The 12,154-nt window shown below is 61.0% G+C and carries 10 protein-coding genes; all 10 read right to left on the bottom strand.

The window, feature by feature from the left end; translation table 11 throughout:
• Positions 1 to 64: 64 nt before the first annotated feature.
• On the bottom strand, positions 65 to 1,528 hold the full coding sequence (gene nuoN, locus BS300_RS02820; protein WP_041207431.1) for an NADH-quinone oxidoreductase subunit NuoN: 1,464 nt from the start codon (positions 1,526 to 1,528) through the stop codon (positions 65 to 67).
• Positions 1,525 to 3,069: an NADH-quinone oxidoreductase subunit M gene (nuoM, locus tag BS300_RS02815; RefSeq protein WP_041207432.1), complete on the bottom strand. Its 1,545-nt coding sequence runs from the start codon at positions 3,067 to 3,069 to the stop codon at positions 1,525 to 1,527. The genes nuoN and nuoM overlap by 4 nt, the downstream gene beginning before the upstream one ends.
• A 99-nt stretch (positions 3,070 to 3,168) precedes the next feature.
• On the bottom strand, positions 3,169 to 5,016 hold the full coding sequence (nuoL, locus tag BS300_RS02810) for an NADH-quinone oxidoreductase subunit L (RefSeq protein WP_071910637.1): 1,848 nt from the start codon (positions 5,014 to 5,016) through the stop codon (positions 3,169 to 3,171).
• Positions 5,013 to 5,321, bottom strand: coding sequence for an NADH-quinone oxidoreductase subunit NuoK (gene nuoK / locus BS300_RS02805; RefSeq protein WP_033114519.1), 309 nt, complete (start codon positions 5,319 to 5,321; stop codon positions 5,013 to 5,015). The genes nuoL and nuoK overlap by 4 nt, the downstream gene beginning before the upstream one ends.
• Positions 5,318 to 5,869, bottom strand: coding sequence for an NADH-quinone oxidoreductase subunit J (nuoJ, locus tag BS300_RS02800; RefSeq protein ID WP_071910635.1), 552 nt, complete (start codon positions 5,867 to 5,869; stop codon positions 5,318 to 5,320). Before nuoJ ends, nuoK begins: the two co-directional genes overlap by 4 nt.
• Before the next feature lie 10 nt (positions 5,870 to 5,879).
• The gene (gene nuoI / locus BS300_RS02795) at positions 5,880 to 6,422 is read right to left on the bottom strand and encodes an NADH-quinone oxidoreductase subunit NuoI (protein WP_033114521.1); all 543 of its coding nucleotides are present in this window, start codon (positions 6,420 to 6,422) and stop codon (positions 5,880 to 5,882) included.
• 8 nt (positions 6,423 to 6,430) lie between these two features.
• Entirely contained in the window at positions 6,431 to 7,399 is a 969-nt protein-coding gene (gene nuoH, locus BS300_RS02790; RefSeq protein WP_033114522.1) for an NADH-quinone oxidoreductase subunit NuoH, read from the bottom strand.
• The gene (nuoG, locus tag BS300_RS02785) at positions 7,396 to 10,119 is read right to left on the bottom strand and encodes an NADH-quinone oxidoreductase subunit NuoG (protein ID WP_071910633.1); all 2,724 of its coding nucleotides are present in this window, start codon (positions 10,117 to 10,119) and stop codon (positions 7,396 to 7,398) included. Before nuoG ends, nuoH begins: the two co-directional genes overlap by 4 nt.
• 56 nt (positions 10,120 to 10,175) lie before the next feature.
• Positions 10,176 to 11,561, bottom strand: a complete 1,386-nt coding sequence (gene nuoF / locus BS300_RS02780; RefSeq protein WP_071910631.1) for an NADH-quinone oxidoreductase subunit NuoF — start codon at positions 11,559 to 11,561, stop codon at positions 10,176 to 10,178.
• Positions 11,558 to 12,100, bottom strand: coding sequence for an NADH-quinone oxidoreductase subunit NuoE (nuoE, locus tag BS300_RS02775; RefSeq protein ID WP_071910629.1), 543 nt, complete (start codon positions 12,098 to 12,100; stop codon positions 11,558 to 11,560). Before nuoE ends, nuoF begins: the two co-directional genes overlap by 4 nt.
• Between the last annotated feature and the right edge of the window lie 54 nt (positions 12,101 to 12,154).

Below are 12,154 nucleotides of genomic sequence, written 5' to 3'. Positions count from 1 at the left end.
GGGGAAAGGATGAGGATAAAAAAACCGGCAGCCAAGGCTGCCGGTTTTGATTTGGAGAAGGGGATTATTGCAGAACTACGTTCTGGAAACCCTGTACCAGCGAGATGACCGGTTGTGGGTAGAGGCCGAGCAATACCACCAGAGCGGCCGAGAGCAGCACGACTACACCACCGGAGGAGAGCGCCCAGTTGGCGCTGGCATCGCGTTGCTGCATGCCCGGCTCGCGCAGATAGAGGGTCACCATCACTCGGAGGTAGTAGTAGAGACCCAGCGCACTGCCCAGGATGATGGCGGCGGAGAGCCACCAGAGCTGGGCCTCGACAGTCACACCGATGAGGTAGAACTTGCCGATGAAGCCAAGCGTCATCGGGATACCGGCCAGAGAGAGCATCATCACGGTCAGTACGGCGGTCAGGTAGGGACGCTTCCAGAACAGGCCGCGATAGCTGTGCAGAGAGTCCGCATCCTTGCCGCGATAGGGGCTCGACATCATGCTGACGACGCCAAAGGCGCCGAGGCTGGTGAACAGATACATCAGCAGGTAGACCCCGGCCGCTTCCACCGGCATCTGGCCGATACGGCTCGCCACGATCACCGCCAGCAGATAGCCAAAGTGGGAGATGGAGGAGTAGCCCAGCATCCGCTTGATGTTGCTTTGTACCAGTGCCAGCAGGTTGCCGATGAGGATGGAGATGAAGGCCATGGCGGCCAGCAACCAGTGGATCATGGGATCGGCTGCAGCCGGTACAGCCAGATAGAAGCGCAGCAGCACGGCAAACACGGCGACCTTGCTGACGGTTGCAAGGAAGGTGGCGACCGGTGCCGGTGCACCTTCGTAGACATCCGGTGTCCAGAGGTGGAAGGGGGCCAGCGAGAGTTTAAAGGCAAAACCGACCAGCATCAGACCAAGACCGCCCATCAGCAGCGGATGGTGAGCCGGGCTCTGGGCCATGGTCACCCCGAGGGCATCAAAGCTCAGGCTGCCAGCCTGGGCATAGAGCAGCGCCATGCCAAACAGCAGGAAGGCGGTGGCAGCGGCAGAGAGCACCATGTACTTCACCGCGGCTTCCAGCGAGTGGCGCTCGCGGTAGGCGTAACCTACCAGACCGAACATCGGCAGGGTCAGCATCTCGATCCCGATAAAGAGGGAGGCGAGGTGGCGGGAGCAAGCCAGCACCAGACCACCGGCCGTGGCGATCAGCAGCAGCAGGAAGAACTCTTCCCGGTTATCCGGGTAGGCTTTCAGCCACGACTGGCCGAAGGTACAGGTTGCCAGCGCACCAATCAGCACCAATCCCATGTAGAAGACGGCATAGCCATCGACTTGCAGCAGCGGGGTGACCCCCTGATCTCCTTGCGCCATCACGATGGGCAGGGAGAAGAGCGCCAGGTTGAGACCAATGATGGTGACGGTAAAGGCGGTAGTGACACAGCGGCGCCACGCGATGGCCAGCATCAGGGCGGCCATGGCCCCGGTGGTCAGCAGCAGGGGAAGCAGTGCCAGCAGTTGGGAAGCGGAGAAAGTCATTGCAGAGCTCCAGCAGTTGGCAGCAGATACCAGTGCAGCACGTTGATGAGGCTGCTGCTGGCGGTATCAATCACGGGTTGGGGATAGAGGCCCAGTAGAACCAGCAGGCCCGCAATTACCATCATCATGGTCAGTTCGCGGCGATCCAGTCCTTTCAGGATGCTCTCGTCCTTGGCCGGGCCAAAGCAGGCGCGCTGCAGCATGATGAGGGAGTAGACCGAGGCCAGCACCAGACCGAAGGTGGCGACCGCAGTGATCACCGGGGCGACCTGGAAGCTGCCGATCAGGATCAGGAACTCGCCGACGAAGTTGCCGGTGCCCGGCATGCCCAGAGAGGCGACCGAGAAGAAGAGCATCACACCCGGCAGATAGCGCAGGCGTCCCCACAGACCACCCATCTGGCGCAGGTCGCGGGTGTGCAGCCGCTCATAGAGCTGACCGCAGAGGATGAAGAGGCCGGCGGCGGAGAGACCGTGGGCGATCATCTGCACAACGGCACCCTGCAGGGCCACTTCGCTTCCCGAGTAGATGGCGATCATCACAAAACCCATGTGGGAGATGCTGGTGTAGGCCACCAGCCGTTTAATGTCGGTCTGGGCAAAGGCCACGATGGCGCCATACACGATGCCGACAAGACCCAGCACCATGGCGTAGGGAGCAAATTCGGCGGAGGCCTCCGGGAAGAGGGGCAGGGCAAAGCGCAGCAGACCATAGGCCGCGGTTTTCAGCAAAATACCGGCCAGGTCCACCGAGCCTGCGGTCGGCGCCTGACTATGGGCATCCGGCAGCCAGCCGTGCAGCGGCACCAGCGGCATCTTGACCGCGAAGGCGATGAAGAAGCCCAGCATCAGCAGCCACTGTACACCCTTGCTCATCGGGGTATTGAGCAGATCCAGATAGTTGAAGGTGAAGACACCGGTAGCATGCTGGTGGGTCAGCACCAGCCCGATGATGGCCACCAGCATGATCAGGCCGCTCACCTGGGTGTAGATGAAGAACTTGGTCGCCGCGTTGATCCGTGATTTGCCGTCAGTGACCGAATGGCCCCAGAGCGCAATCAGGAAGTACATGGGAACCAGCATCATCTCCCAGAAGAAGAAGAAGAGGAACAGATCCAGCGCCATAAAGACGCCCAGCACGCCACCCAGGATCCAGAGCAGGTTCAGATGGAAGAAGCCGATGCGTTGCACGATCTCTTTCCACGAACAGAGGATGGCCAGTACCCCGATAAAGCAGGTGAGGATGACCATCAGCAGTGACAAACCATCCACTGCCAGATGCAGGGAGATGCCGAAGCGGGGGATCCAGGGCAGACGCCATTCGGCAGCCCATGGGGAAGCGGCACCAGTGACGCCTGCGCTATCGAGGCCGGTGGTGGCAAGAGAGAAATCACCACTTAGCCAGATGGCACAGGAGAGCAGCAGGCTGGCGCTCATGGAGAGGAGGGCAACCCAGCGGACAAACTGCCCGCCGAGACGCTCCATCTGCCAGCAGAGCAAGCCGCCGATGAAAGGAATTAACAAGATCCAGAGTAAGGTCACGGTATCAGCTCTCGTTCAAGTTCATATGAGATTGCACGCCCTGTTCCATCAAGGTCGGCAAACAGCCCGGCTGTACGATTTTCGTGTTGTTCATCGCGTTTACCCCAGTAGCAGCAGTGCCAGCACCAGTGCGGCACCGATCCCCATGGAAGCGGCATACCAGCGCAACTTGCCGGTGACTGTCCAGGCCAGCAGCTGGTTGCCACGCAGGGCCAACCAGGCGGGCAGGCCCATCATCCAGTCCAGCGGATCCTGTCCGACCAGACGGGTAGCCAGCAGATAGGGCTTGACCCACAGCTGGTCGTAGAGCCAGTCAAAGCCCCAGGCGTTGAACCAGAGGGTGCTGAGCAGACGGCCCGGGGCGCTGTTGGCAATGGATGTGGCCAGACGGCGCTCACCAAGGAACAGAAACGCGGCCAGCGCGATCCCTGCAATGGCGATGATGCCGGAGGTTATCTCCAGTGCATGACGACCCTCTTCGATATGATCACCCGGGCCTGCCGGCAGCACGCCTGCCAGCGGTGGGGTGATCAGTGCCCCGATGCCGGTGGAGAGCACCAGCAGCACCAGCAGCGGCAGATGGTGAGCCAGACCGTGACCGGCGTGGGCTTTAGTCTGCTCTTTGCCATGGAAGGCGATAAAGATCAGCCGGAAGGTGTAGAGGGAGGTGAGGAATGCCCCCACCAGACCGGCCCACAGCAGAGCGCTTTGGCCAGAGGCTTCTACTTGCCACAGGATGGCGTCCTTACTGTAGAAACCGGAGGTGACCAGCGGCAGCGCGGCCAGCGCCGAACCACCCACCAGGAAGCAGGCATAGACCAGCGGCAGACTTTTGCGCAGGCCACCCATCTTGAAGATGTTCTGCTCGTGGTGGGTCGCGACGATAACGGCACCGGCGGAGAGGAACAGCAGCGCCTTGAAGAAGGCGTGGGTCATCAGGTGGAAGATGGCCCCTTCCCATGCACCGACACCGAGCGCCAGGAACATGTAGCCAATCTGGCTCATGGTGGAGTAGGCAAGGATCCGCTTGATGTCGGTCTGTACCAGCGCCGCAAAACCGGCCAGCACTAGGGTGATGGCGCCAACCAGCCCGACCAGATGGAGGATCTCCGGGGCGAGCAGGAACAGGCCATGGGTGCGGGCAATCAGGTAGACACCGGCGGTCACCATGGTGGCCGCGTGGATCAACGCGGAGACCGGCGTTGGGCCTGCCATCGCATCTGCCAGCCAGGTTTGCAGCGGCAGCTGGGCCGATTTACCGACCGCACCACCCAGCAGCATCAGGCAGGCGAGCGACAGGGCAGGGGAGCCTTCGGCAAACATGGTCGGGGCACGAACCAGCAGCTCGTGAATATTGAGAGTGCCCAGTTCGCGATAAAGGATAAACAGGCCGATGGCGAGGAACACGTCACCCACACGGGTCACAATGAAGGCCTTGAGGGCCGCCGCGCCATTGTTGCGATCCTTGTAGTAGAAGCCGATCAGCAGGTAGCTGCACAGCCCCACCCCTTCCCAGCCGAGGTAGACAAACAGCAGGTCATCGGCCAGTACCAGAAACAGCATGCTGGCGATAAAGAGGTTGGTGTAGGTGAAGAAGCGGGAGTAGCCCTCTTCACCGCGCATGTACCAGGATGCGAACAGGTGGATGAAGAAGCCCACCCCGGTCACTACGCCCAGCATGGTCAGCGACAAGCCATCCAGCGCCAGGCTGAAGGTGGGGGTGAAGTGGCCTACCGCCATCCACTGCCACAGGTGCTGGATATAGACGCCACCCTCGGGCGGGTTGGCCAGAAAGTCCATGCCGACCCAGAGTGTGGTAAGCGCCGAGAGACCAATGGAACCTACCCCGATCAGCGCCGAGGTGCGCTCCCCCAGACGGCCGAGGGAGAAGGCCAATACCAGCCACCCCAGCAGCGGAAATAGAAAAGTCAGATATAAGAGGCTCATCCGTGCATCTCGCTCACAGTATCCACGTTAAGGGTGTGGTAACGACGATAGAGCAGCAGTAACAGGGCAAGGCCGATACTGGCCTCCGCTGCTGCCAGAGAAATCACCAGTATGTACATGATCTGGCCATCGGCCTGAGCCCAGCGGCTACCCGCCACCACAAATGCCAGTGCCGACGCATTCATCATGATTTCGATGCTCATCAGGATGTAGAGCAGGTTGCGGCGGATCAGCAGGCCGCATAACCCGATGCAGAAGAGCACCGCGGCCAGCAGGAGGCCGTGCTCCATGGGGATTCCATTCATTGCTGACCTCCTTCATGTGACGGACGTGATTGATTGCGGGGGACGGAGAGCACTTCGCCGCTCTTGTCTTCCCGGCCCAGATGGTAGGCGGTCACCAGACCCGCCAGCAGCAGGATGGAGGCAAGCTCCACCGCCAGCACATAGGGGCCAAAGAGTTCGACACCCACCTGTTTGGCGGTAACATCGGTCACCCCGAGCAGGCCGCCGGTCACCCCGAGGATGCCGTGGGCCAGGAAGCCCAGCAGGATCAGCGAGAGCAGGGCTGGCCCCACCCATGTCATGGGAGTAAGCCAGTTTTTCTCCTGCGCCTGTGCTGCACCCAGGTTCAGCATCATCACCACAAACACGAACAGCACCATGATGGCACCCGCGTAGACGATCACCTGCAGGGCGCCGGCAAAGGCGGCCCCCAGGCAGAAGAAGATCATGGCCACGGCGATGAGGGAGATGATGAGATTGAGCAGCGCATGCATGGGATTGCTGGTGCTGATCACCCGCAGCGTGCTGTAAATGGCCACCAGGGCCGAGGCATAAAATGCCAGTTCCATGATTGACTCCTCAGGGCAGCAGGCTCTTGACATCGATGGGTTTGGCTTCGTTTTCGGCTTCCCCTTTCGGCTTGCCGTCGATGGCCATCCCGCTCATGCGATAGAAGTTGTAGTCCGGGTATTTGCCTGGCCCGCTGATCAGCAGGTCTTCCTTCTCGTACACCAGATCCTGGCGGCGATACTCGCCCATTTCGAAATCCGGCGTCAGCTGGATAGCGGTGGTGGGGCAAGCCTCTTCGCACAAGCCGCAGAAGATGCAGCGGGAGAAGTTGATGCGAAAGAATTCCGGGTACCAGCGACCATCTTCCCGCTCGGATTTTTGCAGCGAGATGCAGCCGACCGGGCAGGCAACCGCGCAGAGGTTGCAAGCCACGCAGCGCTCGTCACCGTCCGGGTCGCGAGTCAGCACGATACGGCCGCGGTAGCGGGGCGGCACATAGACCGCCTCTTCCGGGTAGTTCAGGGTTTCACGAGGCCGCCAGGCATGGGAGAAGACCATGGCCAGACTGCGTAACTGGGTGCCAACACCCTGGATAATGCTAAAAATTTTCATCTCGTGCCTCACTGCACATTCATCAGCACTACTGCCGCGGTGACCAGCATATTAAGCAGGGTCAGCGGCAAGCAGACTTTCCAGCCAAACGCCATCACCTGGTCAAAGCGCGGGCGAGGCAGGGAGGCCCGCAGCAGAATGAAGAACACCATGAAGCAGGCGGTCTTCAGAGCAAACCAGATGAAGGGGGGCAACCAGGGACCATGCCAGCCACCAAAGAAGAGGGTCACGATGAGCGAGGAGATCAGCACGATGCCGATATATTCGCCCACGAAGAAGAGACCCCATTTCATCCCCGCATACTCGATGTGATAGCCATCAGCGAGCTCCTGCTCGGCTTCCGGCTGGTCAAACGGGTGGCGGTGGGTGACGGCAACGCCGGCAAACAGGAAGGTGACAAAGCCAAGGATCTGCGGGACCACGTTCCACAGACCAGCCTGAGCCTCGACGATGTCGCGCAGGTTGAAGCTTCCGGTCTGGATCACCACCCCCATCAGGGAGAGGCCGAGGAACACCTCGTAGGAGAGGGTCTGGGCCGAGGCGCGCAGACTACCCAGCAGGGAGTATTTGTTGTTGCTCGACCAGCCGGCGAACAGCACCGCATAGACCGCCAGCCCCGCGATGGCCAGGATGTAAAGCAGACCCACGTTGAGATCCGCCACGCCCCAGGTGGGGCTGATCGGCACCACCGCAAACGCCAGAATAAAGGCGGTGAAGGCGATGATGGGAGCCAGGATGAAGATCCGCCGATCGGCGAACGGCGGGATCCAGTCCTCCTTGAAGAACATCTTGACCATGTCGGCCGCCAGCTGCAGCAGGCCGAACGGGCCAACCCGGTTGGGGCCGTAACGATCCTGCCACAGCGCCAGCAGGCGGCGTTCGATGAAGCTCATGAAGGCGCCAGCCCCCACGATCCCCACCAGCACGAGCAGTGCCTTGCCGACCTCCAGCAACAGATCAATCAGCGAGTCGCTCATGCGATGACCTCCTGCAGGTTATTGATATATGCCTGCTGCAGCGCAGTTGGCAGGCCGTTGACGCCAAGGGGCAGACCCACCAGACCGGCCGCCAGCTGCTCGCTCAGACGCAGACGCAGTTGCCAGTGGCTGCCACCCCAGGAGAATGAGACCTGATTGCCGGCATGCAGGGCCAGACGCTGCGCATCGACCGGGTTCAGCACCAGCTCGGGCTCGTTCATCCGGGTCTGGATGACCGGGCTGCGGGCGGAGAGCTCCTCGCCACCAAACAACTGGACATAGTTGACCACTTGCAGCGCATCCTCTGCCTTGAAGGGGGAGGGGATGGTAGTAAACCAGCCAAGGGTATCTTCGCTTGCTTCCAGCAGACGGCGACCCGGATCACCGGCGCGCAGTTTGCCACCCACCTCATCCTGGAACTTGTTCCAGGCGGAAGGAGAGTTCCAGCCCGGTGCCCAGGCGAACGGTACTTGCGGCAGCGGTTGACGGGCCCCGGCATACCCTTCCATGGAGAAGTTGAAGGGGGAGTCCGGATCCTGAGCCACCCGCGGCTCGCTGACGTTCTGGTTGGCCAGCATGGAGGTGCGGCCACTGTAGCGGTGCGGTTCACGAGCCAGACGCATGCCGCGGATGCGCAAGCCTGCGTTGGGGGCAGCTTCCAGCATGGTGGCCAGCAGCGGATTGCTGGTGGCGCAGTCATGGTTGATCTGGTCGAAGTTTTGCCAGCGCAGAGATGTGTGCTCAAGAGCGCCTTGCAGCGCCGCCAGCCAGCGCCACCCTTCACGCACCTGAATGTCGGTGTTGTAGAAGGCCGGAGCATAAACCTGGAAGAAGCGTTGGGCGCGACCTTCCATGTTCACCAGGGTGCCATCGGCTTCGGCAAAGCTGGCGGCCGGCAGGATCAGATCTGCCTTTTGTGCAGTCCGGGTATCCTGATGATCGATGACCAGCAGGTGCTGCAGTCTCGCCAATGCAGCATCCACACGGTTACGCGGAGCACGGCGATAAAGGTCGTTCTCCAGCGTCACCAGCGCCAGCTTCTCTTGCGCTTCGATGCGCTCGAAAGCTGCCTCAAGCGGCTTGCCACCCAGCATGGCCAGACCGAGCGAGTTGGCCTCCTGGGCAACCAGCGCGATGCTGGCTTCCAGACCACGCCCTTTCAGGGCACGAGCAATATTGCTGGCTGCTTCAACCAGCGCCACGCTGCGTGCGCTGGAGCCGGCGATGATGAGCGGCTTTTTGGCGTTGCCCAGCAGCTCGGCCCAGCGTGCAGCCTGAGCCTGCTGCTCGGCAGAGAGGTCGGCGATAGCTGGTGCCGTATTGTCGAGCAGGTTGGCGATGGCAAAGCCAAGGCGTGCCTGATCGACGTAGGGAGCGTGCAGTTTGTCGGCCGCTACGTCATCGAGACGTGTGTTGTCGAGACTGGTGATGAGCAGCGGATAGCGCTCGTTCTGGCCCAGAGTCTGCACCGCGGCAACCTGCCACAGGTCGACCTTCATTTTGCGGGCCAGTTCGCGGGCCTTGCCCTTGACGGCTTGACGCAGGGCCAGCGCAATTCGAGCCGCACTCATGGTGACATCTTCGCCGAGTACCAGAATGGCGTCGGCCTCTTCCATGTCGCGCAGGCTTGGTGTTGATACGCCGCCATGCTGCAAAATCTGCAGGATCTTCTGCTGGCATTCCCACTCGGTCTGCTCCATGCCGCAATAGAAGTTCTTTTCACCCACCAGTTCGCGCAGAGCAAAGTTGCTCTCCAGCGACGCGCGGGGCGAACCGATACCGATCACTCCACTGGCGGTGCGCAAGGCATCGGCGGCGCGGTTGAGAGCACCATCGACCGTGATGGCCAGCTTGTCGTTACCTTCACGCAGCAGCGGTTGGCGCGGGCGGTCGGTCAGGTTGACATAGCCATAGCCAAAGCGGCCGCGATCGCAGAGGAAATAGTGGTTGAGGCTGCCGTGGAAGCGGTTTTCGATACGGCGCAGTTCGCCATAACGTTCGCCCGGGCTAATGTTGCAGCCCACGGAGCACTGCTGGCAGACGCTCGGGGCAAACTGCATGTCCCATTTGCGGTTGTAACGCTCGGAGTGAGTCTTGTCGGTGAAAACCCCGGTAGGGCAGACTTCCACCAGATTGCCGGAGAATTCGCTCTCCAGCGTGCCATCCTCGACCCGACCGAAATAGACGTTGTCGTGGGCACCGTAGACGCCAAGATCCTCGCCACCGGCATAATCCTTGTAATAACGGACGCAGCGGTAGCAGGCGATGCAGCGGTTCATCTCGTGGCTGATGAAGGGGCCGAGATCCTGATTCTGGTGGGTGCGTTTGGTGAAGCGGTAGCGACGGCTGTTGTGGCCGGTCATCACCGTCATATCCTGCAGGTGACAGGCGCCACCCTCTTCACACACCGGACAGTCGTGGGGGTGGTTGGTCATCAGCCACTCCACCACGCTCTTGCGAAACTCCTTGGCCTCTTCATCTTCGATGGCGATATAGGTGCCATCGGTGGCCGGTGTCATGCAGGACATCACCAGACGGCCACGCTTGTCATCGGCATTTTGATACTGTTTGACCGCGCACTGGCGGCAGGCTCCCACGCTACCAAGCGCCGGGTGCCAGCAAAAATAGGGGACGTCCAGACCGAGGGACAGACAGGCTTGCAGCAGGTTATCTGCCCCGTCTACCTCGTACTCTTTACCGTCTACATGAATGGTCGCCATACAACTTCCCTGAAACCTGTTTTGTGAATTCGGCTATTGTCTGATGCGCTTGGCGTTTACCAGCGTTCACCCAAGAGATTGGGCTGGATCCCTTTGACCGGCTTGCGGTTATCGCCGCTGCCCTTGATCCCCGCTTCGAATTCGGAGCGGAAATACTTGATCGCGCTGGCAAGCGGTTCGACGGCGCCCGGAGCATGGGCGCAGAAGGTTTTACCCGGGCCCAGGAAATTGCAGAGCTGCTCCAGCGTAGCCAGATCGCCTGATTGCCCCTCGCCACGTTCAAGCGCGCGCAGCAGCTTGACGCTCCAGGGCAGGCCATCGCGACAGGGAGTACACCAGCCACATGACTCGCGGGCGAAGAACTCCTCCATGTTGCGCAGCAGGGAGACCATGCTGATGGAGTCATCCACCGCCATGGCGAGGCCGGTCCCCATCCGGGTGCCTACCTTGCCGATACCAGCGGTGTACATCTGGGCATCGAGGTGCTCAGGCAGCAAGAAACCGGTTCCCGCGCCGCCCGGTTGCCAGGCTTTCAGGCTATAGCCGCTCTTCATGCCGCCGGCATAGTTTTCAAACAGCTCGCGGGCGGTAATGCCAAACGGCAGCTCCCACACCCCAGGGTTGTTTACCTTGCCGGAGAAGCCCATCAGCTTGGTACCGTGGTCTTCAGAGCCCGGCAGCGCCAGCCCGTGATACCAGGCCACCCCGTTGCCGATAATGGCGGGCACGTTGCAGAGGGTCTCGACGTTGTTGACGCAGGTGGGTTTGCCCCAGACACCGGAAACGGCGGGGAAGGGCGGTTTGGCGCGCGGGTTGGCGCGGCGCCCTTCCAGCGAGTTGATCAGTGCTGTCTCTTCGCCACAGATGTAGCGACCGGCGCCAGTGTGAACAAACAGCTCGAAGTCAAAACCCGAGCCCAGAATGTTCTTGCCAAGCAAACCGGCGGCTTTTGCCTCTTCTACCGCACGACGCAGGTTGATGGCGGCATCGACATACTCGCCGCGCAGGAAGATATAACCGCGATAGGCTTTCAGCGCCCGGGCCGAGATGATCATCCCTTCGATCAGCAGGTGGGGCAGTTGCTCCATCAGCAGCCGGTCTTTCCAAGTGTTGGGCTCCATCTCGTCGGCGTTACAGAGCAGATAGCGGATGTTCATGCTCTCGTCTTTGGGCATCAGCCCCCACTTCACGCCAGTGGGGAAGCCCGCGCCACCACGCCCCTTGAGACCGGCATCCTTGACGGTGCTGACGATCTCGTCCGGACTCATCTGGCCGAGTGCTTTGCGCACCGCTTCATAACCCTGTTTTGCCTGATACTCCTCCAGCCATACCGGCTGGCCGTCGTCACGCAACCGCCAGGTGAGCGGATGGGTCTCGGCCGCACGCGGGGTGCGGTTGGCGGTGCCAAAGGAGGTGAGGATTTTGCTCTGCTGCAGGCTCATGGGTAAGCCTCCAGGGTTTTCAGCAAGGTGACGGGGTCGAGCCCGCCATAGGTGTCGTCATCGATCATGATGGCCGGCCCCTTGTCGCAGTTGCCAAGGCAGCAGACCGGCAACAGGGTGAAGCGGCCATCGGCTGTGGTCTGGCCGGGAGCGAGGTTCATCACCTCCTTGAGGCCAGCCAGCAGCTCTTCGTGACCGTTGATGTAGCAGACCATGCTGTCGCAAACGCGGATGACATGGCGACCAACTGGCTGACGGAAGATCTGGCTATAGAAGGTGGCAACCCCCTCCACGTCGCTGGCGGGAATACCAAGCTCGGTGGCAATCGCTGAAATGGCGCCGTCAGGCACCCAGCCACGGGCCTGCTGCACTATCTTGAGCGCTTCGATGCTGGCAGCACGGGGATCTTCGTAATGGTGTTTCTCATGCTCGATGGCGTCGCGTTCAGCCTGACTCAGGACAAAGTCGTCCCGTTTGCTGCTGCAAGCCCCTTGCCCCTGCGGGGTCTGATTATTGTGACACTGACATTGCTGGCTCATGACTTGACCTTTTGTGGCTTGTCCTTTTACTGCGAGTCCTGTTGTCTCGTCATT

Origin of the sequence: Aeromonas sp. SCS5 (assembly GCF_001887375.1) — a bacterium.
GTDB classification, from domain to species: domain Bacteria; phylum Pseudomonadota; class Gammaproteobacteria; order Enterobacterales; family Aeromonadaceae; genus Aeromonas; species Aeromonas jandaei.
This window is presented reverse-complemented; position numbering and strand designations above follow the sequence as displayed.